Here is a 23986-nt window from a genome sequence, read left to right as displayed (position 1 = left end):
CGGGGTTCTGCGGAAGAAATCCTACGCGCGCGGGATGCTCACCAGCCGGCGTTGCGGGCCAGGTCGATGGCGTACTGGTTGACGAAGGTGCCGGCGCCCGGCTCGCCGCGGCCGCACGAACCGTCGGATTCGCCGGGCCGCTTGACCCACAGGAAGGCGTCCACCTGCGGGTTGCCGGTGTTGGCGGTGGGCGCCACGCCGAGGGCACGTCCTTCGGGGTTGCACCAGTACAGCGGGTCACCCTCGACCGGGCCGGCGCCGTTGCGCGAGGTGTCGATGACGAACGGCTTACCGCCGGTCATGCCGGAGATCGCCGAGCCGTAGCCGATCTCTTCCTCGGTGGTGAAGAAGTTCGCGGTGTTGAGGCTGAAGCCGCGAGCCTTGGCGACACCGACCTGGTTGAGCCGGTTCGCCATCTCCTCGGCGCTGACCCACCGGGAGTGGCCGGCGTCGACGTAGACGGCGGTGCCGGGGTTGCGCGTCAACGTGTCCACCGCATACGAGATCAGATCGAACCGCTCCTGACGTTGATCGCCCGAGAGGCAGTCGGCCATCGCGAGGGCGTCGGGCTCGAGGATCACGGTGGCAGGTCCGCCGCCGATCGCGCCCGCGACACCGTCGATCCAGTTGCGGTAGGCGCCCGCGGATCCGAAGCCGCCCGCGGCGAAGCTGCCGCAGTCGCGGTGCGGGATGCCGTAGAGGGCGAGGATCGGCATGGTGCCTGCAGCCTGTGCGGTCGCGATGTACTTCGCGTCGACCGCCGGAGTGGACAGCTGGTCCATCCAGTACGCGGTGGGCGTGTTGACCACTCGGTCCAGCGTCGGATTGCCGGCGCCGCGAGCCGCCCTGATGCCCTTGGAATCGGGGTTGACGTAGAAGGGCAATCCCGCCAGCGGGTTGGCGTCGGCCGCGAGGCGGATCGCCGGTGCAGGAGTGACCGGAGCCGAGACGAGTCCAGCGACGGTGAGCACGGCCAGGAGCGGAACGGTCCAGCGCGCGATGACGCGCGCAGCGCGGGAAATCACCCAGAGAAACCTAGTGCCGGTCGCCGACCGCGCGCCAATCCACACCTGGAATAGGTGACATGTCACCTACGTTGAAGCGCGTATCCACCAAGAGAAGGGAAGCATCATGGGACAGCTGGACGGCAAGACCGCACTCGTCACCGGCGGCACCTCAGGGATCGGACTGGCCACCGCGCAGCGCCTGGCCGCCGAGGGCGCTCATGTCGTGATCACCGGTCGTCGGCAGGATGCGCTGGACGCAGCCGTCGCGTCGATCGGCGATGCGGCGACGGGGGTCCGCAGCGACGTGTCGAAGCCGGAGGAACTCACGGCGGTCGTCGACGCCATCGCGGCCCGGGGCAAGGGCTTGGACGTGGTGTTCACCAACGCCGGCGGCGGCGAGTTCGCCGCACTGCCCGACATCACCGTCGAGCACTTCACCTCGACGTTCACCACCAACGTGGGCGGCACTCTGTTCACCGTGCAGAAGGTGCTGCCTCTGCTCAATCGCGGCGCCTCGATCGTCCTCGCGGGCTCCACGGCGGCCTCCAACGGCACGCCGTCGTTCAGTGTGTACGCGGCCACCAAGGCGGCGATCCGCTCCTTCGGCCGCACCTGGGCTGCCGAATTGGCGCCCAGCGGCATCCGGGTCAACACCGTGGTGCCCGGCCCGATCGAGACACCGGGACTGGTCGGGCTGGCCCCGGGTGCCGAGCAGGAGCTGTTGGACTCCGAGGCGGCGAAGGTCCCGTTGGGCCGGGTCGGCCGGCCGGAGGAGATCGCGGCTGCGGTGCTGTTCCTGGCGTCGGATCAGAGCAGCTTCATGACGGGGGCAGAGGTGTTCGTCGACGGTGGCACAGAACAGGTGTGACTAGTCGGCCGGCGGCCCGAATCCCGGAGGCGGGAGCGTGCCCGCGCGCAGGAGTGAGTCGTGGACCGTGGTCAGGACGTCGGCCAGCGCCGTCTCCTGGCCACGGTCGGTGTCGGAGAACACCGTCTCGCTCACCCAGGCGGCATGCACCGGGGCGGCTTCCCGGAACCGGCGGGCGCCGTCGTCGGCGAGCGTGATGTCGGTGGCGCGGCGGTCGGCGGTCGAGGGCAGCCGGTCGATCAGCCCGCGCGTGGCCATGCGCTTCAGGTGGTGCGAGAGCCGGCTGCGCTCCCATCCGATGACGGTGGCCAAGCTGGACAGTTGGGCACTGCGCCCCGGCGCGTTGTAGAGCGCGTTGAGCACCGTGTAGTCCGCAAGTGACATCCCGCAGTCGCGCTGCAGGTGCCGGTTCATCTCGTACTCGAGCCGGTGGTACACCCGCATGTAGGCGACCCACGCCCGCTGCTGAGAGGCGGTGAGTCCGTCGCCCGCCACTAGAGGTAGGCGACGTGCACGCGGTCGATGTGTCCCTCGAAGGGGAACGGAGCCCGTTCGCGATAGTCCCGTGACACGGGCGAGCCCAGGCAGGTGCCGATGTCGAGGCAGTCGTTGGCGGTGAACAGCAACGGTGCGCTGATGGGAACCCGGCCCGCCGCGACGTCGTCTCCGTCGACCGTCACGGTGACGTCGAGCGGTCCGGCGGGTCGACGTTCCGCATAGCGCGTCGTCACGACGATCTGCGACCGGCCCGGGTTGATGCGCCCTTCCGAGCGGATCACGGTGCGGGACAGGATGAACAAGTTGTACTCGTAGCAGAGGTAGCCGTCGTCGAAGTAGCAGGTGAGCCCGCCGGCCGCGCCGCCGAGGGCATACAGCACCCCGTTGGCGTTCGCCGGGATCTCCGCGTCGATGACCACGGTGTTGTCCTTGTTGCCGAGTGCCGGAGCGCAGAACTCGGGCATGCGCACCATGTCACCGGAGAACTCCCACTCGCTGTACGGCGGGGTGATGCGCAATTCCGGGTGATACACCGGCACCCACAGTCCACCGCCGATCGGAAGCACCGCGTTGCGGGCGGCTTCGATCGCGAACATCTCGCGCATCTGAGCGAGCTTGTCGGGGTGTGCGGTGGCGAGATCGTGTGCCTGCGACCAGTCCTCGTCGAGGTGGTAGAGCTCCCACGCGTCATGGTCGGGTGTCCAGGTGGCGATGCCCTCCGGTTGACCGGGCACCCACGGCAAACGCGGGCCGCGGGCACACGCCAGCCATCCTTCGTGGTAGATGGCCCGGCTGCCCATGATCTCGAAGTACTGGGTGGGTTTGCCGCCGTCAGCCGACCGGTCGGTGAGCGTCCGGGCGAAGCTGACGCCCGCGAGCGGCATCTGGGGTTCGCCGTTCACCGACCGCGGAGGCTCGATGCCGATCAGCTCGTACAGCGTGGGCACGACGTCGTTGCAGTGCAGGAACACGTCGCGCGGCGTGGGGTCGGCCGCGACCTTTGCGGGCCATCGCACCACCATCGGGTTGCGGGTGCCACCGAGATGGGACGCCAGCAGTTTCATGCCCTTGTACGGCGTCGAGCCCGCCCACGCCCATCCCGCGTGATACTGGTTGTCCACCACAGGCGAGCCGAGCACGTCGAGGCCGCCCAACTCCTCGAGCGCATCGATGTGCTGCCGAACCGTCGTCGGAATCCCGTTCTGCGCCAACAGCTCTGCGATGGTGCCGTTCTGTCCCTCACCAGAGGAGCCGTTGTCACCCCAGATGTAGACGAACACCGTGTTGTCGGCGTAGCCGAGCCGGTCGAGCTCGTCGGCGAGGCGACCGACCTGGACGTCGACGTGTTCGGCGTAGCCGGCCGCGACCTCCATCAGCCGCCGCTGGAACGGTTTCTCGTCCTCGGGGATGTCGTCCCACGCGGGCAGCGTCTCGTCGCGTTCGGTCAGTTGGCAGTCGGCCGGCAGCCAGCCCTTCTCCTTGGCTCGCTCGAACACCCGGGCCCGGTAGGCGTCCCATCCGTCGTCGAAGGCCCCGGCGTACTTGTCTGCCCAGTCCTTCATGATGTGGTGCGGTCCGTGCAGACAGCCGCTGGCCCAATACATGAAGAACGGTTTGTCGGCGTTGAACGCGCGGTGGCGCCGCAGCCAGCCGATCGCGTCGTCGGCCAGGTCCTCCGACAGGTGATAGCCCTCCTCGGGCGTCCGCGGCGGGGTCACGACGGTGGTGTTGCGCACCAGGTGGGGCTCGTACTGGGAGGCCTCGCCGGCGAGGAATCCGTAGAAGTATTCGAATCCCAGCCCTGTGGGCCAATTCTCGAACGGACCGGCTGCGGTCGTCTCCTCCGCCGGGGTGTTGTGCCACTTACCGAAGGCCGATGTGGCATATCCGTACTGCTTGAGTACCTCGGCCACCGTCGCGCTCGAGCGGGGGATCTTGCCGGCATAACCGTCCCAATCATTGGCCAGCTCGGCGATCTGACCGTTGCCGATCTCGTGGTGATTGCGCCCGGTGAGCAGCGAGGCCCGCGTCGGCGAACACATCGCCGTGGTGTGGAACCTGTTGTAGGACACACCTTCTGATGTCATTCGGTCCAGCGTGTCGGTTCTGATCTCGCCGCCGAAGGTCGAGGGGAGCCCGGGGCCCGCGTCGTCGATCAGCACGATCACGATGTTGGGGGTGTCCGGGTGCAGCCGCTGCGGCTTGGGACGCGGCGCATACGTCGACTCGCCCAAGGTGCGGCCGGCGACGCTGCCCGAGGGCACCGGCGGGAAGGGCAGGGTCGCCCCTCCTGGCAGTGGTGGAGCAACGATGGACACGGATGGGCTGTCGGTCACCTGATCTCCTTCGCCGAGCGGTGCGCACACAGTCTGCGACAAAGGTGCCCGCTGCGTCACGCGTAAGATCACGCAGTCATGACTGCCGCAGCCGAAACGTCGCCGTTGGAAGCCCGGGTGGGCCACTACTACCAGATGGACGGCACGTACCTCGTCGGCCGCGAGAAGTTGCGCGAGTATGCCCGCGCCGTGCAGGACTACCACCCGGCACATTGGGACGTCGACGCCGCCGCTGCCCTCGGCTACGCCGACCTGATCGCGCCGCTGACATTCACCTCGGCGCCGGGGATGCAGTGCAACCGCCGGATGTTCGAAGAGGTGGTCGTCGGCTACGACACCTACATGCAGACCGAGGAGGTCTTCGAGCAGCACCGCCCGATCGTGGCGGGCGACGAGCTGAATATCGACGTCGAACTGACCTCGGTACGCCGCATCGCCGGGCGTGACCTGATCACCGTCACCAACACGTTCACCGACGCCGCAGGCGAGCGGGTGCACACACTGCACACCACGGTGGTCGGGGTGACGGCCGAGGACATCGGCGCCGACGTCAAGACCGCGGTGCAGAACGCGATGATGCACGACATGAACATCCTCGACATCGGAGGATCGCAAGAGGGCTACGAGAAGACGGTGCGGCCCGACGGTGACGTCCGGGTGTCCGACGGTGGCTCGACGCGGACGCCGGGCTCGCGGGCGTTCGACGACGTGGCCGCCGGCGAGGAGATCCCCGTGCACCACACCCGGCTCTCGCGGGGCGACCTGGTCAACTACGCCGGCGTGGCCGGCGACGCCAACCCCATTCATTGGGACGAGGACATCGCCAAGCTGGCCGGGCTGCCCGATGTGATCGCGCACGGCATGCTGACGATGGGCTTGGGCGCCGGATTCGCCTCGTCGTGGACCGGTGATCCCGGCGCGGCGCTGCGATTCGCCGTGCGGTTGTCGGCGCCGGCGATCGTGTCGGCCAAGGAGGGCGCCGACGTCGAGTTCAGCGGCAAGGTGAAGTCTCTGGACCCCGAGACGCGGTCGGGGGTCCTGATCGTGGGCGCGAAGTCGGCCGGCAAGAAGATCTTCGGCCTCGCCACCCTCGCGGTCCGGTTTTCCTGACCACCGCAAGACCTCCGGGCTCTCGGGAATGCTTCGACAGTGAAGTGAGTTGCAGCCTCCAGATGCTTCGAATTCGAAGCACATGAGCTGGAGGAGGACACCATGAAGGCAATCCGGTACCACGAATACGGCAGCAGTGACGTGCTGCGTTACGAGGACGCGCCGCGCCCGACACCCGGGCCGCAGCAGGTGCTGGTCGAGGTCGCAGCCACCTCGTTCAACCCGGTGGACGCGGGCATCCGGGGCGGTTACCTCGCCGAGGTCTACCAGGTCGCGTTCCCCCACATCCCGGGTGTGGACGTGGCCGGCACGGTCGCTGAGCTGGGCGACGGCGTGACCGGGTGGACCGTCGGCGACGCCGTGGTGGCGTTCCTGCCTCTCGATGCGGACGGCGCGGCCGCCGAGTACGCCGTGGTGCCCGCGCAGGCGTTGGCCGCGGCTCCCACCTCGGTGCCCCTGGCCGACGCCGCCGCGCTGCCCGAGCCTGCGCTGACCGCCTGGCAGGCCCTGTTCGAGATCGCCGGGCTCACATCAGGACAGCGAGTGCTGATCAACGGGGCATCGGGAGCCGTCGGGGGGTACGCCGTGCAATTGGCGAAGCAGGCCGGCGCACACGTCACGGCGACGACCAGGGACCGGGACGCGCAGCGGCTGCTGGGCCTCGGGGCCGACCAGCTGGTCGCCCACATCGACTACACCCACTCGCCCATCCAGGTCGAAGGCGCCCCGTTCGACGTCGTCCTGAACCTCGTCTCCACCACCGACGAACAGACGCGGGAACTGATCAGCCTGATCGCCGACGGCGGATTCCACGTGGGCACCATGGTGTTCGGACCCGAGGAGCCGCCACGGGGTGTCCGCACACAGCGGGTGTTTGTCCGCAGCGATGCCGCCCAACTGGCCGCGCTGGTCACGCGCGTCGACGAGGGGCAGCTGCGCATCGAGGTCGCCGATCGCCGCCCCCTCGCAGAGACCGCCGCCGTGCACGACGACTCCGACAGCGGCCGCCTGCACGGTAAGACGTTGCTCGTCCCCGCGGGGAACTGACGCCGGTCAGTCGGCGCGGTGGCGGCGGCGGGCCGCGGAGCGCGGCGGGCGAGCACGCATGTGGTCGCGCGCCGCGCTCATCATGTCCGCGAGTACACGCACGTCGCGGACGGACAGCGCGTCGAAGAGCAACTCCCGCACGACCTCGATGTGCCCCGGCAGCACCGCCGCCACCCGGTCGCGGCCCGCTTCGGTGATCTCGACGACGGTGGCGCGCTGGTCGTCGGGCGACGGGGTGCGCGTGATCAAGCCCTGCCGTTCCAGAAGGCCGGCCTGGTGGGTCAGTCCGGAACGGCTGTAGACCACGCCGTCGGCAAGCTCGGTCATCGTGAGCGGTCGATCGTTGTCCGAGAGCTTCGCGAGGATCTCGAACTGCACGTAGCTCAGGCCGCCGTCGCCGTGGAGCTGTTGGCGGACCGCGTACTGCAGAAGGCTGACCGACTCCATCAACGCGAAGTACGCCCGCAGTTGCTCGGGGTTCAACGAGTCGGCCACCGCACCACCCTAGTGCTTCGATGTCGAAGTGTCTTACGCCCGGGCGCGACGCCTCCGCGCGATGACGAATCGGACGGTCCAGAGGGCGACGGCGCCGAGCACCAGGTACTGCAGGACGGCGGTGTACGGATCGATGGCGTGCCAATTGGCCCCGAGCACGTAGCCCGCGCCGATCAGGGCGCTGTTCCACACCAGGCTGCCGAGCAGCGTCAGCACCGTGAACAGCGCGAAGTTCATGCGCTCGGCGCCTGCCGGGATCGAGATGAAGCTGCGGAACAGCGGGATCACGCGGCCGATCAGCACCGCCTTGGCGCCGTGCTTGCCGAACCATGCCGTCGTTCTGTCGACGTCCTCGGCGTCGACGAGGGGAATCCGCAGGATCAACGCACGCATCCGGTCGTGCCCGAGCCACGCCCCGAGCGCGTACAGCAGCCAGGCGCCGACGAGGGAGCCCGCGGTGGCACCGGCGATCGCCTCGGCCAGCGACAGGTCGCCGAGGCGTGCGGCGAAGCCCGCCATCGGCAGGATCACCTCGCTCGGCACCGGCGGGAAGAGGTTCTCGGCCGCGATCGCGATGCCGGCACCGAGGCCGCCCCACCGCTCCATCAACTCGACCGTCCAGCCGGCAATACCATCCACAGCGGTCGCGGACTGTGTCGTCAACGGGGGAGCCTTTCCTGAGGGGGATCACCCGCGAGGGTACCGAGGGGCGCCCGTGACCAGCCTTCCTGTGTCCTTGCTGTGAGCCTGCGTCGACAACAGTTAGCCCGGGTAACCTTTCTTGTCGAGCGTGAGGAGTTCCATCGTGGGTCTCGGTCTGTGGGGCGATCTGACGGTGCTTGCCGCTGTCGCCGAAATCGTTTTCGCCACTGGCGTTTTCGCCTACATCGGGCGCCTCGAGCGGCGGACGTCGCACCCGTTGGGTGACACCGTCGGCGCGCACAAGGAGGTGCTGGCGAAGCTACGGAAGCGGCAACCGCTGACACGTGATGAAGCCCGCTATGCGGCCGAGCTGATCGACGACGCCCGCTCCCCACTCGCCTACGCCATTCCCGCCGCGCTGTTCACCCTCGGGTTCTTCTACGTCGTGGGGTGCATGTTCGTCCTGCACCTCGACGGGGGGCACCCGTCGTTCCGGACGTTCATCGGCGGAATCCCGATGCTGACATCGCTGAACATGGCCAATCAACTCCGGCGCGTCGCCGCGCTGAAGGGCAAGCTGCGCGACGTCGAGGTGCTCGACACCGAGCCGATGGAGCAGCGCACACCCGCGCACGTCTGAGCCCGGCTACTTCGCGTGCCTGACCGCCGGGTCGTCGTCCTCCCACAGCAGCAACTGCCGCACCGCCGCGCGTGACCCGTAGGGCTGCAGCATCTGACTCGCCGGCCTCGGCCGCACCCGCAGGGGCCACCAGAACCAGCGGCCCAGCAGGGCGGCAACCGCCGGCGTCATGAACGACCGCACGATCAGGGTGTCGAACAGCAGACCGAGCGCAATCGTCGTACCGATCTGACCGAGAATGCGCAGATCGGCGAACAGGAACGACGCCATCGTGGCCGCGAACACCAGCCCGGCCGCCGTCACGACCGACCCGGAGCCCGCCATGGCCCGGATGATCCCTGTGTTCAGACCGGCCCCGATCTCCTCCTTGAAGCGGGAGATCAGCAGCAGGTTGTAGTCGGAGCCGACAGCCAGCAACAGAATGATGGCCAGCGCCAACACGATCCAGTACAGCTGGATGCCCAGCAGGTCCTGCCAGATCAGGACCGACAGCCCGAACGACGCGCCGAGCGAGAGCGCCACGGTGCCGACGATGACGAACGCCGCGACGATGCTGCGCGTGATGAACATCATCACCAGAAGAATCAGGCACAGCGCCGCGATGCCCGCGATCATCAGGTCGTACTTCGCGCCGTCGGCGATGTCCTTGTAGGTGGCCGCGGTACCGGCGATGAAGATGCGCGAACCCGCCAACGGCGTGCCTTTGACGGCCTCGACCGCCGCATGCCGGATCGCGTCGATGTGCGAGATGCCCTCGGTGGTCGCTGGATCGCCCTCGTGGGTGATGATCATCCGCGCGGCCTTGCCATCGGGTGAGAGGAAGAGCTTGAGCCCGCGTTGGAATTCGGGATTGGTGAATGCTTCCGGCGGCAGGTAGAACGAGTCGTCGGTCTTCGACGCGTCATACGCCGCGCCGAGCTGCGTCGAATTCTCCAGCGCCCGCGAGTTCTGCTCGTTCAGCCCGGATTGGGTGGCGTAGTTGGTCATGGTCAGATCGCGGTTGGTCTGCTGATCGCTGATCTGTGGCGGAATGAGAGCCAGCAGCTTCGGTTGCAGCGCATCGAGTTTCGCGATGCTGCCTGCGACGTTGGCGAGCTGGTCGGTCAGGTCGTTGATGCCGTCGAGGGCGTCGAACAGTGACCGCAGCGCCCAGCAGATCGGGATGTCGTAGCAGTGCGGCTCGAAGTAGAAGTAGTTGCGGATCGGCCGGAAGAAATCGTCGAAGTTGGCGATCTTGTCCCGCAGGTCCTGGGCCGTCGCGACGGTCTGGGCGAACGCCCTGGTCTGCTCGTCGGTCACTGCTGCCGACTGTTGTTGCAGCTCATACTGTTTGCGCAACGTGTTGATCGAATCGTTGATGACACCGACCTGCTTGAGCAGGTCGGCGGTGCGGGCCTTTTGGAAGGGCAGCGAGTTGATCTGGGCCGCACTGCTGGCGCTGAGCTGGAACGGGATCGACGTGTGGTCCAGCGGAGTGCCCAGCGGACGCGTGATCGACTGCACCTGCGCGATGCCGTCGGTGTGGAAGACGGCCTTGGCAACCCGCTCGAGCAGGATCATGTCGGTCGGATTGCGCAGGTCGTGGTCCGCCTCGACCATCAGCAGCTCGGGCTCCAACCGGGCCTGGGAGAAGTGCCGCTCCGCGGCCGCGTAGCCGACGTTGGCCGGCGAGTCGGCGGGCATGTACGTGCGGTTGTCGTAGTTGGTCTTGTAATTCGGCAGCGCCAGCAGACCGATCAGCGCGATCGCGACGGTGGCCACCAGGATGGGGCCCGGCCAGCGCACGATTGCCGTGCCGATCCGCCGCCACCCGCGGGTGCTCATCGGCCTCGCCGGCTCGAAGAGTCCGAAGTGCCGACCGATCGCCAGCAGCGCCGGCGCCAACGTCAGCGCGGCCACCACGGCGACGAGCACGCCGATGCCGGCAGGCACCCCGAGACTCTGGAAGTACGGCAGCCGGGTGAAGGTCAGGCACAGCACCGCGCCGGCGATGGTCAACCCGGACCCGAGGATGATGTGCGCGGTGCCGTGATACATGGTCGTGAACGCCGCGATCCGGTCCTGGCCGGCGTAGCGCGCCTCGTGGAAGCGGCCGAGGATGAAGATCGCGTAGTCGGTTCCGGCCGCAATGACCAGCAGGGTCAACAGGTTCGTGGAGTAGGTGGAGAGCTCGATGATGCCGGCGTTGGCCAGGACCGCGACCACACCGCGTGATGCGGTCAATTCGATCATCACGGTGAAGATCACGAAGAACACCGTGGTCAGTCGCCGGAAGTAGACCATCAGCATGACCGCGATGACGCCGATGGTGATCAGCGTGGTCTTCAGCGTGCCCTGCCGCCCGACCTCGAACTGGTCGGTGATCAGCGGCGCCGGGCCCGTCACGTAGGCCTTCACCCCGGGCGGGGCCGGGGTGTCGTCGACGATGTCGCGCACCGAGTCGACGGACTCGTTGGCCAGCGACTCGCCCTGGTTTCCGGCCAGGAACACCTGCACGAGTGCGGCCTTGCCGTCGGAGCTCTGCGAACCCGCCGCGGTCAGCGGGTCACCCCAGAAGTTCTGGATGTGCTGGACGTGGGTGGTGTCCTGTTCGAGTTTGGCGACGAGCCCGTCGTAGTAGCGATGCGCCTCGGCCCCGAGGGGTTGGTCGCCTTCCAGGACGATCATCGCGGAGCTGTCGGAGTCGTACTCCCCGAAGTCCTTGCCGATGCGCTTGCTGGCCTGCAGCGACGGCGCGTCCTGCGGGCTCAGCGAGACGTTGTGGGACTCGGCGACCGTCTCCAGCTGCGGTACGAACACGTTGGTGAGAACGGCCGTCGCGAGCCAGAACAGCGCGATCAGCACCGAGAAACGCCGGATCAGATCGGGGACGGATCGCCAGGACATCGGCGCGCTCATCCGGACTTGTCCAGGCAGAAGGTGTAGGCGTTCAGCGTGTTCACCTGCTTCTCGTCTTTGACCTGGCCGTCGATCGTGATTCGGCAACCGATGGAGTTGCCGTCGCCCTGAGCGGCGACATTGACGAAGACGGCGGGGTCGGTGGTGACGGCGTCGTAAGACCAGGGCAGCGCGACGCCGAGCGCTTTCTGCGGCTGGGCGTGCACGTCGAGGTAGGTGACGGTGGCGGTGGTGCCGGGCGGACCGAAGACGTCGAGGACGACGTGCTTGGGGTTGAACGGCACGATCTGGCTGTCCGATCCGCTGGGGGTGGCGGTGACGTCGCCCGAGGCGAAGATCCCGTGCAACCGGTAGACCGCGAATCCGGCCACGGCGATCACCACAACCGCAACGAGCAGCGGCCACCGTCGCCCGAGCCGCCGGGCGAACGAATCCCGCTGCATGCATTGGCCTTTCAGGAGCGGCGACAAGGCGCGGACCGTTCGGAGATCGCTAGGATCGCTAATCAACTTCGTTGACGGTACGACACGGGACCGTACCGCACAACATCGGAGTCACGACAGCGTGCGGCAATCGCCGGATGCGCACTGCCAGCGCGCTTTCAGGATGTTGACAGGTTTCTCACCGCCGTATCGGGTAGCCGTCGCCCACCGCCCCCGTTCGAGAGGAAACACCTGTGTCAGGTTGGCCGATGTGGGCCCTGCTACTGGCGTTCGGTGCTGCCGCCGCGGCGATCTGGGTCGCCGGCATCTCGCTGTCCAACCAGACCGATGTGCTGTCCACCCGGCTCCATCTCGGGTCGGCGCTGGGTGGGTTGATCCTGCTCGCGGTCGCCACCAACCTGCCGGAGATCGCGATCGTCGCCAGCGCTTCGCTGTCGGGAAATCTGGGCGTCGCGGTCGGCAACATCCTCGGCGGTATCGCCATCCAGACCGTGGTCCTGGTGGCACTCGACGCCTTCGGGGTGCGCGGACCGCGGCCCCTGACCTACCGCGCCGCCTCCCTGGTGCTGGTGCTCGAGGCGACCCTCGTGGTGGCGGTCCTGGCGCTGGTGATCGCCGGGACGCAGCTCCCCCCGACGTTGATCGCCTGGCGCGTGACCCCCGCCGCCGTGCTGATCCTGGCGGTCTGGGTGGGTGGGTTGCTGTTGCTGCGCCGCGCCGGACGATCCCTGCCGTGGCACGAATCCGGCGAACCGCCCGACGGTCAGGACAAACCCCGCGGTCACAGCGCGGCGCGCAACGAGCGCGAGGCGACCGCACAGGGCGTCAGCACGACGCGATCGGCGCTGATTTTCGGCCTGGCCGCCGTGGTCACGCTCGTCGCCGGGGTCGTCCTCGAACGCAGTGGTGATGCGATCGCCGACGGCGTCGGCCTGTCCGGGGTTCTCTTCGGCGCCACGGTGCTGGCCGCCGCGACGTCGTTGCCCGAGCTGTCGACCGGCCTGGCGTCGGTGCGCAACGGGGACTATCAGCTCGCCGTGTCCGACATCTTCGGGGGCAACGCCTTCCTTCCCGTGCTGTTCCTGATGGCGACGTTGCTGTCCGGGGATGCCGTGCTGCCCCAGGCAGAGCGCACCGACATCTACCTCACCGCGCTGGCCATCGTGATGACGTTGGGCTATGCCGCAGGCTTGCTGTTCCGCCCCCAGCGGCGCGTCGCCCGGATGGGCATCGATTCGCTGGCGGTGCTCGTCATCTACGTCGTCGGCGTCGCCGGATTGTTCGCGATCGCGCAGACCGGCTGACCGCACGTGGCGGCCCGTACGCTGGCGCAGGCGATGACTACCGTTCCGAGCGGCCGGGTGGCCGCACTGCACCGCTATCCCGTGAAGTCGATGCTCGGCGAAGAGTGCACCCGTCTGGAGTTCGGCCCCCTCGGTGCCGCAGGCGATCGCCGTTTCGCGTTCGTCGACGACGAGACGGGACGAGTGGCCACGGCCAAGAACCCCCGCCTGTGGCGCCGACTGCTGCAGTGCTCGGCATCCACCGAGGACGGCGGTGTCGTGCTCACCCTGCCCGACGGGCGCGCCATACCGGTCGCAGAATCGGCCGAGGCGATCTCGGAGATGGTCGGACGGCGCGTCCATCTGGCCGACGAGCGCCACGCGGGGGCCACGGTCGAGCGCTCCGATCCGGTCGACGTGCTGACCCACGGCATCGACGCCGACATCGAGGCCGAGCTCCTCGAGATCGCCCAGGGCACCCCGGGAGGTGCCTTCGTCGATCACTCCCCCGTTCACCTGATCACCACGGCCACGCTCGACGCCATCGGGTTCGAGCACGGGCAGGCGCTGCGCTACCGGCCGAACATCGTGATCGAAACCCCGCATGGCTGTCCACCTTTCGTGGAGAACGACTGGGTCGGTGTCACGTTCGGCATCGGCACCACACGGGTGCGCGGGACGTTGCCCACGCCACGTTGCTCGGTACCCACGCTGGAGCACGGTTCGCTGCCGCGTTCCCCGCACGCCGTTCGGTATGCGCTCGAACACAACCGCGTCCACGCGGGCGAATTCGGGGTCCTGCCGTGCGCGGGTCTGTACGCCGACGTCGTCACCGGCGGGATCGTCGAGATCGGGGACGAGGTCCGAATCCCCGACGCGTAGGTCTGCCCCGGGTGTACGTTCTACAGCCTGTGGGACAGGGGTTTCGAAGCGATGCAGTTCCTGCGCGTCGGTGACCGCCGGCTGGCGTACGAGGTGCGCGGTCCGGCCCGCGGTGCCGAACCGCCGCTGGTCGCTCCCGCCTGGTGGGTGAGTCATCTCGAACTCGACTGGCAGCAGCCGGGCGTGCAGCGCTTCTGGACGGGGATCGCCGAGGATCGCACACTGATCCGCTACGACCGCCTCGGCGTGGGCATGTCCGATCGCGACGTGAGCGCGCCCGACCTGACCCTCGAACACGACGTGGAAACGCTGCGGGCGCTCTGCGACGACTTGCGGCTGGACCGGGTGTCGCTGCTGGGCGGTTCCTCGGGTGGTGCCACCGCAATCGCTTTCGCCGCAGCCTATCCCGAACGCGTTGACCGACTGGTTCTCTATGGCGCCTTCGCGCGGGGCGGCCTGCTGACCCCACCCGAGGTCGGCCGCGCGGTCGTCGCGGCCATCGACGCGCACTGGGGTTTGGGGGCCAGGGTTCTCGGCGACATCTTCCTCGCCGACGCAGACGCTTGCGAGCACGAACGATTCGCGCGACTGCAACGCGCGTCGGCCACTGCGGAGACTGCCGCGGCGCTGCTCGACGCGGTGTACCGGCTCGACGTGCGCGCGTATCTGACCGACGTGCGGGCACCCACGACAGTGGTGCATCGGCGCGACGATCGTGCGGTCCCGTTCCGGCTCGGCCGGGAGGTCGCCGCCTCGATTCCCGGCGCGGTTCTCGTTCCGCTGCAGGGTCGTTCGCACTTCCCGTGGTACGGCGACGTCGGCGCGGTCGTGCGCGCCTGCCGCAGCGGACTCGCCGCTGCTGCGGCCGACGCGGCTCCGCCGGTCACGGGGCCGCTGTCGGTGCGCGAGCGCGATGTCCTGCGTTGTGTGGCGCGCGGTCTGGGCGACCGTGAGATCGCCGAACACCTGGGCATCAGTCCACACACCGTGCACCGGCACGTCGCCAACATCCGTCACAAGCTCGGCTGCCCGTCGCGCACCGCAGCCGTCGCCGAGGCGAACCGTCAGGGGCTCCTCTGACTGACCCGAACCGGCCATCGCGCAATGATGGCCGATTCGGGCGATGCGGCGCGCGGTCACCGGCTCCTAGATTCGAGCCGTGAACCAGCTGTGGTTGCGCGTGATGGCGCTGCTCTACGACCCCTTCCTGTGCCTCGGCGAGCTCGCGGGGATGCGGCGCCGCCGACGGACGCTGCTCGCCGGGGCGTCCGGGCGGGTGCTCGAGATCGGGGCGGGGACCGGACTCAACCTGCCCTGCTACCCGGCCGCGGTCGACGAGCTGATCCTGGCCGAACCGGAGCCCGGGATGCGCCACCGGCTCCACCGTCGGCTTCAGGGGCTCGGCCGAGTCGCCCGGATCATCGACGTACCGGCCGAAGGTCTTGCGCTCCCCGACGCGTCGGTGGACACCGTGGTCTCGACGCTGGTGCTGTGCACCGTCGCCGAACCCGAGCGTGCGCTGCGAGAGATCGCGCGGGTGCTCGTTCCGGAGGGGCGGCTGCTGTTCATCGAACACGTCCGAGCGCGATCACGATGGTTGGCGGCATGGCAGGACCTGCTGCTGCGACCATGGCGCGCCTTCGCCGGCGGATGTGTCTGCAACAGAGACACTCTCGAGACGATGACCGCCTGCGGGTTCACGCCGGAGATCGAGTGCGCGACCTGGCGGGGTATGCCGATGATCGTCGGCCCACTCGTCGTCGGGCGCGCCCACCGCGCCGCAGCGTCCTACGCCGACTTCTCCGGGCCCGCCTTGTAACTCTGGTGCACCGGCGATTCCCAGGTGTAGGGCTCCTCGGGGTGGCCGGAGCCGCCCAGGATGAAGGTGCGGTCGCTGCGGTTGGCCCGGGCGATCGTCGCCATCCAGGTGCCGACGGTACTGAACCGGTTGCGAACCCCGGTGAGGAAGGCGATGTGGATGAACCCCCAGCCCAGCCAGCCCCACGCCCCGGCCAGCTTCACGGGCCCCGCTTGCAGCAACGCGTTGCCTCGGCTGATGTAGGCCGCAGAGCCGAGGTCACGGTAGCGGTAGTTCTTGCGTCGCTTGCCACTCACGTCGCGCCGGATACACGCCGCCGCGTGCAACCCGCCCTGCATGGCGTTCTCCGCGACGCCGGGCAGACCGTCACGACCCGCGATGTCACCGATCACGAAGACCTCCCGGTGGCCGGGCACCGACAGATCGGGGTCGACGGTGATGCGGCCGGACCGATCCGTGTGCGCACCGAGGACGTCGGCGGCGTGCCGGACGAAAGGCACCGCTTCCACGCCCGCGGTCCACAGCACGGTGCGGCTGGCGTAGTCCCGGCTCGGCCCGCCGCCTTTCGGGCTCACCGTCACGCCCTCGCGCCGGACATCGGTGACGTGGACGCCGAAGTGCATCTTCACCCCGAGGTTCTCCAGCGTCTCCTGTGCCCGACCGGCCAGGGCGGGGGCGAAGCTTTTCAGCACCCGGTCGCCGCCGTCGAACAGCAGGACGCGTGCTTCCCGCGGTTGGATGCTGTGGAATTCGTTGGCCAACGCCCGCGTCGCCAGTTCCCGGATCTGCCCGGCCAATTCGACACCTGTGGGACCGCCTCCGGCGACGATGAACGTCAACCACGCGTCCCGGTCCGGTCCCGGCGGCAGCGTCTCGGCGATCTCGAACGCGGCGAACACCCGGCGCCGGATGCTCAGCGCATCGTCGAGTGTCTTCATCCCGGGCGCCCACGTGGCGAATTCCTCGTGACCGAAGTAGGACTGCCGCATCCCCGCCGCGATCACCAGGTAGTCGTAGTCGAGTTCGAAAGTGGAGTCGTCGGGTCGGCGCGCTGTCACCCGTCGCGACTCGGGGTCCAGGCGAACAGCCTCCCCGAGCAACGTCTGGACGTTGGGATGGTGCTCGAGTTCCTCACGCAGGGAACGGCTGATCTGGCCGATGCTGAGGGTGCCCGTCGCGCACTGGTAGAGCAGGGGCTGGAACACGTGGCACGCGGCTCGGTCGAGCAGAGTCACGTCGACGTCGACCCCGCGGAAGCGGCGGGCACAGAACAAGCCGCCGAATCCCCCGCCGATGATCAGGACTTTCGGACGCGGATTACCCATGGCACCGTCGATACCCGTTTCTCATCGAATGCACCCGCCGACACGCTAGCCTCGATCGGAGTGATCGGGCCGGCGGGGGCGGGTATGTCAGGAGACGACACCGACGCCGCACCGGCGGCGGTGGACGGCGCAGCAGACGCCGAGCAGCGCTTCCGCGAGCTGTTCGATCTGGCCAGCGACGGTATCTGTGTCCATCAGGACGGCACGATCGTGTTCGCGAACGCCACCGCGGTGCGGTGGATGGGGGTGCGGGGCAGCAACGACCTGGTCGGGCGAAAAGTGTCGGATTTCATCCCGGCCGACATCCTGCCGAAGGTGGAGAGCCGCCTGAACGGTTTGCACCGCGACGGCGACAACGCTCCCCCGACCGAGGTGTCCATGAGCCGATCGCGCGGAGCGGTGCGCGACGTCGAAGCCACCTCGATCCGGATCCGCTGGAACGACCGGCCCGCGGTCGTCACCTATTTCCGCGATCTGACCACGAGCCGAGCGGCCGACCTCCTGCGCTACCAAGCGGCGTTGCTCGACCACGTCAGCGACGGTGTCATCGGGTTGTCCCGCGAAGGCACGGTCAGCAGTTGGAATGCCGCGGCCGAGAAGATCTACGGCCGCCGGTTCCACGAGGTGCGGGACCGTCCTGTGCACGACGCGGTGGGCGCGGAGATCGACGCCGAGCGGCTGATCGACACACTGGGGGTGCTGCACACCACGCACGTCGCGTCCGATGGCTCACCCCGCTCCATCCGGCTGACCGCGGCGCGGACCGCATCCGGGTACGTACTGATCTGCGCGGACATGACCGCTCTGCGCCGCGCCGAGCGACACTTCGAGGCAATCGTGACCGCGCTGGACGCCGGGGTGGTGGTGTTCGGCCCCGACGGCTCGGTGATGTCGACCAACCCGGCGGCGCAACGCATCCTGGCCACGGTGCGACCGGTCGATGCGCCGTTCGCCTCGAACATCCCCCTGGTCGACGCGGAGGGGCGCGCGTTGCCTGTCATGCAGCAGCCGGTCTGGCAGGTGGCGCATTCCGGTGTCCCCCAGGTCGACCGCGTGGTGGGCGTCGACTGCGAGGACGGCAGCAGGGTGTGGCTCTCGATGAGCACACGGTTGCTGAGCCCCGACGATCCGCCGCACTCGCCGGTCGTCGCGACGTTCGTCGACATCACCCCGCAGAAGGTCGCGCACGAGCGCGCCGCGCACGAAGCGGCCCACGATGTGTTGACCGGCCTGCTGAACCGATCGGGGGCCTTCGCGCGCATCGCGGCGTCGTTGCGCCCGGATGCGGTGCAGCGGCTCAGCGCGGTGCTGTTCATCGATCTCGACGACCTCAAGTTCGTCAACGACTCCTTCGGCCATGACGCCGGTGACGCGGTGCTGGTCACCACGTCGGCCCGGATGAAGCAGGCGCTGCGGGAGTCCGATGTGATCGCGCGGCTGGCGGGAGACGAGTTCGTGGTGCTGCTGATGCAGCGCATCGAACGGTCCGAGCTGGATCAGCTCATCGACCGATTACATTGTGCGGCAACCGATCCGATCCGGTATCACGACGTCGAGCTCACCGTGACCGCAAGCATCGGCGTCACGTTGGTGGGCGTGAACGACGCCCGGGACGCCCTCGAGTTGCTCCGGGCCGCCGATGAGGCGATGTACCACGCGAAGGCCTCCGGGCGGGGGCGCACGCGCTACGCGGTCTGAGCCGGCGGCGGCTGGATCGCGCTGCGCCAGGCGAGCGGGTTGAGCCGGCGGAAGGGGTCCTCGGCGCGGAGGGTCTGCACCTCGTCGAGGATCGACTCGAGCGCGTTCTGGGTGGTCTGCTTGACCGCTCGCTCCCACGACTCCACCGCGGTGCCGGTGGGCCGTTCCGTGGCGATCGGAGCGCCGAAACGCAGGTACATCCGCTGCGGCCGCGGTGCGAATGTCGGCCCGATGCCGCGGACCAGGGGGATGCCGACGCCGCGCACCCCGTGCAGCCGCTCGCCGATGCCCCGGGTCATCCGCTCCCAGGCCCCGTCGCGCTCGGTCATGCTGTGGAACACGTCGTCCCCGCCCACCAGCCCGACGGGCACGATCGGATAGTCGTGGGCGATCGCCAACCTCGCGAAACCACTGCGACCCTGCCAGAGAAGCCGGTACTCCTCGCCCTTGAACTTGAGCATGTCGCGTCCCCCACCGGGGAACACCAGCACGGTTTCGCCCCGGATCATCAGTTCCGCAGCGGTGGCGGGATCGCCCACCACGGCACCGGCGGCTTCGGCGATCTCCCCACCGAGGCCACCCATGTCGGCCAGCTGTCTGGTCGCCAAACCCCTCACCCGGACGCCCAGTTCGGCGTGCACGAAGTAGGGGATCAGCACGATTTCCGGCCAGCCTGCCGTCGTGTGGTTCCCGACCAGGAGGAAGCGTCCGTCGCGCGGTAGCCGATCGAGTCCGTCGACGTAAATACGCGACCTCGACACCACGGGGTGCAGTCGGTCGGCGAGCGAGAAGATCGCCGACTCCATGGCTGCCACTCGCTTGGCCCGGTCGACGACGGAGAACACGTTCACGGCCGCCAGCGTACCCGAACGGCTGACCAGAATACTGAAATGGTCAGTTCGGTCTGCGGCGTCGTCGGCGCGGCTATAGTCGGCCGGTGAGTTCCACGCCGACCGCCCTGCCCGAGCAGCAGTCGGCCACGGCCGCTCGCGTGGTGACGGCCGCCGGCGAGCTTCTCCTCAAACGGGGTGCGCGTGGCTTCACCGTCGCCGATGTCGCGACGCGCGCGCACGTCGGCAAGGGCACCGTCTACCTGTACTGGCCCACCAAAGAAGATCTGTTGCTCGGGCTGGTCGGACGCGGGTTCCTCGCCCTCCTCGATGACCTGATCATCCGCCTCGACAGCGATCCCGACCTGGCACGACCGTCTCGGTTCTGCCCGACGATGCTCGACGCGGCCGTCAACCATCCGTTGGTCGCGGCGTTGCAGCGTCAGGACGGTGATCTGCTCGGCATGCTGGCCGACCATCCCCGCTCCCTCACGCTGCACGAGACCCTGGGGCCGAGCGCGGTCATCGGCGCGGTCCTACCGGTCTGGCGTCGTCATCGAATGACCCGGAGCGACTGGGACATCGCCGATCAGGCGTTCGCCCTCCACGGTCTGGTGACAGGGGTCGCGATGACGATGATGGCCGACTCCCGCCCGACGACCGACCCGCTGCGGGTCGTCAGCGCAGCCGTCACCGCACTGCTCGGACCGGACGATGCGACGAGCGACGACATCACCGCAGCGGCAGGCGAAGTGGCGGCATTTCTTCGCGAACGCCGGAATGCGGCGGTGGGGCTCATCGCCGGCGATGTTCCATGATGGTCGCCATGGACGCCACGCGCGTGGACCGCTGGCTGTGGGCGGTCCGGTTGACCAAGACGCGCCCGGACGCCGCCGAGGCGTGCCGCGGCGGTCACGTACGAGTCAACGACCGGCCCGCCAAGCCGTCGACGACGGTCGGTCCCGGCGACACGGTGCGCGCCCTGGTCGGCGGTCGCACCCGGATCGTCGAGGTGGTCCGCGTGATCCAGAAGCGTGTCGGCCCCGCCGACGCGGCGACCTGCTACCTGGACCGCACGCCGCCCCCGCCCCCGGCCGTCGCGATTCCGGTTGCGATGCGGGACCGGGGCGCGGGCCGACCCACCAAGCGGGACCGCCGGCTTCTCGACAAATGGCGCGCGCAGCAGCGCTGAATCACGCCGAACGCGACCGCGACGGAGCGCCCCGGCCGGTTCACACGTCCATTCCGCGGAGTTGCCGGCGCGACGTGATGCCCAGCTTCTGGTAGATGTTGCGCAGATGCCACTCGACCGTGCGGTGGCTGATCAGCAGGTGCTCCCCGATTTCGATGTTGGTGTGGCCCTGGCGCACCAGGCGGCTGATGTGCCGCTCCTGAGTGGTCAGTTCGGCATCGTAGCGACGGCCACGTACACCGAAACTACCCCCCGCGGAATGCAATTCACGTGCCGCACGTTGCGCGAACCCGTCCGCACCCATGGCGGCGAACACGTCGTGGGCGATGCGCAGCTGAGTACGGGCATCGGCGTCACGGCCCACTCTGCGCAACCACTCCCCGTAGACCAGGTGTGTTCGAGCGCGGTAAACAGCCAGCGGGCTGCGCTCCAGATGCGTCAACGCCCGGCGATAATCGGCGTCGGTCGCGCGCTCGCCCTTGGCCAGCGCGGACGCGCGGGGCGCCAAGCCCAGAGCCGACTCTGTTCCGCTGGCCGCCGCGCGCCGCCCCAGCTCCTCTGCCGCCGCGCGTGCGGCAGCGAAATCCCTTGTGTAGGAGGCCGCCTCGACTGTTTCCAGCAGCAGGCTGCCGGACAGTCCGATGTCGTCGAAGTCCTGCCCGCACCGGCAAGCCTCGAAGGCGTCGGCGTATCGCGCCAAACCGTTGTAGAGCAGGGCTTGTGAGTAGCAGGCAACCGTCACTTCGGTCCCTTCTCCCCTCGCCGTGGCCTCCGCGACGGTTCGGGCAGACATCTCCAGCCACAACGTTTCGTCACCGCGATGAGCGGCCAGCAGCGCGGTTCCCGAGCGGTGCGGAGGTGCGCCGGTGGCCGCCGACACGATGAACGCCTCGTCCAGAAGCGCTTGTGCACCGTCGAAGTCGCCGTCGATCACGCGCGCGGCGGCCAGTGTGGTGAGCGCGGCAGGCAACACCGTGAGTTCGCCGGCACCCCGCAGGAGTTCGAGCTGGCGGGTGGCCAACGCGTGGTAGGCGGTGAAATCGAACAGGTCCAAGCAGATCCGATTGGTGATGTCGTGCCAGCGAGGGTCGGCCGTACCGGCGTGCACGTCGCGCAGATAGGCGTGCAGCGCACTCTTGAGCAGTGACGCCGAGTCGGCGTACCCGGTGTGCAGACGAACGGCGAGGCCGTCGAGCAGGAGATCGACTGCCCGCGGCGGAATCGGGGCGGGTGGACCACGGCGGGCGGCCTCGGCGATGTGAACGGGTTCATGATCCGCGTCCTCGGCGAGTCTGCCCACGATCATGGCGGCCATCAGCGCGGACAGGTAGGTTTCGCGAGCGACCAACGGTTCGTGGTCGGACAACGCGCGAGCCGCGGCGAGCAGCAGACCCGGCCCCTCCCGCCCCCGGTCGGTCGCGAACGCGAGTTGCGCGCGCAACAACACGACTCGGGCACGGTGTGCGTCGTCAACAGTTGCGGCATCGGCGATTTCGATCATCCGCGCCGCGGCCACAGGATCACCCGCGTCGAGTTTCGCCGCGGCCGCCTGCAGTGCTCGTCGCGCCCGCAGCGAAGGATCCGGCGTCAGATTCACCGCGCTTTCGAGGAAGGCGGCGGTAGCGGCGACTCCACCCCGTCGGCGGGCGCGCTCTGCCGACGCGACGAGTTCCGCGGCCACCGGTTCGCTGGGCGATGCGATCGCACGGCCTCGGTGCCAGGCACGGTAATCGGCGGTGTCGGGTCCGCCGATCGCATCGGCCAACGCCGCATGCACGCGGTGGCGGCGGGCGGCGGGTTCACTGCGGTACACCGCTGAGCGCACCAAGGGGTGCCGGAACACCACTCGGCTGTCGAGGCTGATCAAGCCGGCGAGCTCGGCCGGTTCGGCGTCATCGACGCTCACACCCAACGCCTGCGCTGCCGCCCAGAACCAGGCAGGGTCGCCGACCGGTTCGGCGGCGGCGATCAGCAGCAGAAGGCGGCTGGCGTCAGGCAACTCCTGCACGCGCGCCACGAAGGTGTGCTCCATCGCGGTCGCGAACGCCCCCTGTCCGGCAAGCGCGAAGCCGCCTGCGAGCTGCGCGGGCCGGGTCGAGTGGGGCAGCTCGGTGAGCGCGAGCGGGTTGCCGTGCGCGTCGGCGAGAATGCGCTCCCCCACCCGCTGATCGAGACGCCCGGGCAGCACCGCGTTAAGCAGGTCACGTGCCTCCGCATCGTTCAACGGTCGCAGCGCAAGATCAGGAATTCCGTCGAGGTGGTCTGAACCGCCCCCGTCTCTGGTGGCGAAGATCAACGCCACCCGGTCGGCCATCAGACGCCGCGCGACGAAGCCGAGCGACTGGCGCGACCGCTCGTCGATCCACTGTGCATCGTCGACGATGCACAACAGAGGACGCTCCGCCCCGGCGTCGCTGAGCAGGTTCACCAGAGCCAGACCCACGAGGTACGGATCGGGAGCGGCGGAGACATCGTTGCCGACGGCCGCACGCAATGCACGCCTCTGCCCCTCGGGCAGTCTCACGTCGTCGGCGCCGAGTTGCACGTGAATGCGTTGCAGTGCGGCGTAATCGACGACCATCTCGGACTCGGCCCCGCTGATCATGATGACGTGGAACGTAGCGGCACAGTCGTGTGCCGCCGCTTCGAGGAGGTACGTCTTCCCCAGACCGGCGTCACCGCGCACGACCAGCGCGCCGCTGCGTCCCTGCTGGGCCTCGGCGATCAGCGAGGCGATCCGGTCCTGTTCGGATCGCCTCCCGACGACGATGCCGCGGCGCGCAACTGCTGACACCCCGTCATCATCACACGTGTCGACCGGCGACCGCGCCATCGCGAACACCGGCTTCTGCTCGGCCACCACGGGGCGGCGCACCCCGTGTTTTTCCCTGGGGTTGGCGGGCGGCGCCGGTGATTCACTGGCCACAGCCGACCGGTGTTCCGGTTAACCCCCACTGCGAGGTGCGCGAAACC

General features: G+C 68.7%; 21 protein-coding genes. 11 read left to right on the top strand and 10 right to left on the bottom strand.

The window, feature by feature from the left end; genetic code table 11:
• Positions 1 to 38: 38 nt before the first annotated feature.
• On the bottom strand, positions 39 to 1022 hold the full coding sequence (locus tag MHN84_RS10050; protein WP_374238352.1) for a glycoside hydrolase family 6 protein: 984 nt from the start codon (positions 1020 to 1022) through the stop codon (positions 39 to 41).
• 109 nt (positions 1023 to 1131) lie between these two features.
• Here MHN84_RS10050 and MHN84_RS10045 point away from each other — a divergent pair, with 109 nt between their 5' ends.
• A complete protein-coding gene (locus MHN84_RS10045; protein ID WP_241204479.1) occupies positions 1132 to 1875 on the top strand; it encodes an SDR family oxidoreductase in 744 nt (247 codons plus the stop codon).
• Here MHN84_RS10045 and MHN84_RS10040 read toward each other — a convergent pair whose 3' ends face one another.
• Positions 1876 to 2370: a MarR family winged helix-turn-helix transcriptional regulator gene (locus MHN84_RS10040; RefSeq protein WP_241204478.1), complete on the bottom strand. Its 495-nt coding sequence runs from the start codon at positions 2368 to 2370 to the stop codon at positions 1876 to 1878.
• On the bottom strand, positions 2370 to 4709 hold the full coding sequence (locus tag MHN84_RS10035; protein ID WP_241204477.1) for an arylsulfatase: 2340 nt from the start codon (positions 4707 to 4709) through the stop codon (positions 2370 to 2372). The genes MHN84_RS10040 and MHN84_RS10035 overlap by 1 nt, the downstream gene beginning before the upstream one ends.
• Before the next feature lie 78 nt (positions 4710 to 4787).
• Between MHN84_RS10035 and MHN84_RS10030 the strand changes: the two genes are divergently transcribed.
• Both MHN84_RS10030 and MHN84_RS10025 read left to right on the top strand, forming a co-directional pair.
• Positions 4788 to 5819 carry a fused (3R)-hydroxyacyl-ACP dehydratase subunits HadA/HadB gene (locus MHN84_RS10030; RefSeq protein WP_241204476.1) on the top strand — a complete coding sequence of 344 codons (1032 nt, stop codon included), beginning with the start codon at positions 4788 to 4790 and terminating at the stop codon, positions 5817 to 5819.
• 102 nt (positions 5820 to 5921) lie between these two features.
• On the top strand, positions 5922 to 6866 hold the full coding sequence (locus MHN84_RS10025; protein WP_241204475.1) for an NADP-dependent oxidoreductase: 945 nt from the start codon (positions 5922 to 5924) through the stop codon (positions 6864 to 6866).
• Positions 6867 to 6872: 6 nt separating this feature from the next.
• On the opposite strand, the gene MHN84_RS10020 is transcribed toward MHN84_RS10025, so the two are convergent.
• Together MHN84_RS10020 and MHN84_RS10015 are read right to left on the bottom strand one after the other, a co-directional pair.
• Positions 6873 to 7361, bottom strand: a complete 489-nt coding sequence (locus MHN84_RS10020; protein WP_241204474.1) for a MarR family winged helix-turn-helix transcriptional regulator — start codon at positions 7359 to 7361, stop codon at positions 6873 to 6875.
• Between the two features lie 33 nt (positions 7362 to 7394).
• Positions 7395 to 8024, bottom strand: coding sequence for a DedA family protein (locus tag MHN84_RS10015; RefSeq protein ID WP_241204473.1), 630 nt, complete (start codon positions 8022 to 8024; stop codon positions 7395 to 7397).
• Positions 8025 to 8166: 142 nt separating this feature from the next.
• On the opposite strand from MHN84_RS10015, the gene MHN84_RS10010 reads away from it, so the two are divergent.
• Entirely contained in the window at positions 8167 to 8643 is a 477-nt protein-coding gene (locus MHN84_RS10010; RefSeq protein ID WP_241204472.1) for a hypothetical protein, read from the top strand.
• Between the two features lie 6 nt (positions 8644 to 8649).
• On the opposite strand, the gene MHN84_RS10005 is transcribed toward MHN84_RS10010, so the two are convergent.
• Together MHN84_RS10005 and MHN84_RS10000 are read right to left on the bottom strand one after the other, a co-directional pair.
• Positions 8650 to 11529: an RND family transporter gene (locus MHN84_RS10005; protein WP_241204471.1), complete on the bottom strand. Its 2880-nt coding sequence runs from the start codon at positions 11527 to 11529 to the stop codon at positions 8650 to 8652.
• Positions 11530 to 11537: 8 nt separating this feature from the next.
• Complete coding sequence (locus MHN84_RS10000; protein ID WP_241204470.1) at positions 11538 to 11984, bottom strand: MmpS family transport accessory protein; 447 nt, start codon at positions 11982 to 11984, stop codon at positions 11538 to 11540.
• A gap of 248 nt (positions 11985 to 12232) precedes the next feature.
• Here MHN84_RS10000 and MHN84_RS09995 point away from each other — a divergent pair, with 248 nt between their 5' ends.
• The 4 genes from MHN84_RS09995 to MHN84_RS09980 all read left to right on the top strand — a co-directional run bounded on the left by MHN84_RS09995 (position 12233) and on the right by MHN84_RS09980 (position 15968).
• Positions 12233 to 13288, top strand: a complete 1056-nt coding sequence (locus MHN84_RS09995; protein WP_241204469.1) for a sodium:calcium antiporter — start codon at positions 12233 to 12235, stop codon at positions 13286 to 13288.
• Between the two features lie 33 nt (positions 13289 to 13321).
• Positions 13322 to 14149, top strand: a complete 828-nt coding sequence (locus MHN84_RS09990) for an MOSC domain-containing protein (RefSeq protein WP_241204468.1) — start codon at positions 13322 to 13324, stop codon at positions 14147 to 14149.
• 51 nt (positions 14150 to 14200) lie between these two features.
• Entirely contained in the window at positions 14201 to 15229 is a 1029-nt protein-coding gene (locus MHN84_RS09985) for an alpha/beta fold hydrolase (RefSeq protein WP_241204467.1), read from the top strand.
• Positions 15230 to 15308: 79 nt separating this feature from the next.
• Entirely contained in the window at positions 15309 to 15968 is a 660-nt protein-coding gene (locus tag MHN84_RS09980; protein ID WP_241204466.1) for a class I SAM-dependent methyltransferase, read from the top strand.
• Here MHN84_RS09980 and MHN84_RS09975 read toward each other — a convergent pair.
• Positions 15938 to 17293 (bottom strand): NAD(P)/FAD-dependent oxidoreductase, encoded by a 1356-nt coding sequence (locus MHN84_RS09975; protein ID WP_241204465.1) that lies wholly within the window; start codon positions 17291 to 17293, stop codon positions 15938 to 15940. The genes MHN84_RS09980 and MHN84_RS09975 overlap by 31 nt on opposite strands.
• A gap of 60 nt (positions 17294 to 17353) precedes the next feature.
• On the opposite strand from MHN84_RS09975, the gene MHN84_RS09970 reads away from it, so the two are divergent.
• Complete coding sequence (locus MHN84_RS09970; RefSeq protein ID WP_241204464.1) at positions 17354 to 18991, top strand: diguanylate cyclase domain-containing protein; 1638 nt, start codon at positions 17354 to 17356, stop codon at positions 18989 to 18991.
• Here the strand turns inward: MHN84_RS09970 and MHN84_RS09965 are convergent.
• On the bottom strand, positions 18979 to 19797 hold the full coding sequence (locus tag MHN84_RS09965) for a lysophospholipid acyltransferase family protein (protein ID WP_241204568.1): 819 nt from the start codon (positions 19795 to 19797) through the stop codon (positions 18979 to 18981). The two genes, MHN84_RS09970 and MHN84_RS09965, sit on opposite strands and share 13 nt — an antisense overlap.
• 131 nt (positions 19798 to 19928) lie before the next feature.
• Between MHN84_RS09965 and MHN84_RS09960 the strand changes: the two genes are divergently transcribed.
• Both MHN84_RS09960 and MHN84_RS09955 read left to right on the top strand, forming a co-directional pair.
• Positions 19929 to 20639, top strand: coding sequence for a TetR/AcrR family transcriptional regulator (locus tag MHN84_RS09960; protein WP_241204463.1), 711 nt, complete (start codon positions 19929 to 19931; stop codon positions 20637 to 20639).
• Positions 20640 to 20647: 8 nt separating this feature from the next.
• Positions 20648 to 21013 carry an RNA-binding S4 domain-containing protein gene (locus MHN84_RS09955; RefSeq protein WP_241204462.1) on the top strand — a complete coding sequence of 122 codons (366 nt, stop codon included), beginning with the start codon at positions 20648 to 20650 and terminating at the stop codon, positions 21011 to 21013.
• 40 nt (positions 21014 to 21053) lie between these two features.
• On the opposite strand, the gene MHN84_RS09950 is transcribed toward MHN84_RS09955, so the two are convergent.
• Positions 21054 to 23939, bottom strand: coding sequence for an AAA family ATPase (locus tag MHN84_RS09950; RefSeq protein ID WP_241204461.1), 2886 nt, complete (start codon positions 23937 to 23939; stop codon positions 21054 to 21056).
• Positions 23940 to 23986: the final 47 nt, after the last annotated feature.

Origin of the sequence: Mycobacterium sp. PSTR-4-N (genome assembly GCF_022348085.1) — a bacterium.
Taxonomy (GTDB): domain Bacteria; phylum Actinomycetota; class Actinomycetes; order Mycobacteriales; family Mycobacteriaceae; genus Mycobacterium.
Note: the sequence above shows the minus strand (reverse complement) of the source record. Positions and strands in the feature narration are given on the sequence as shown.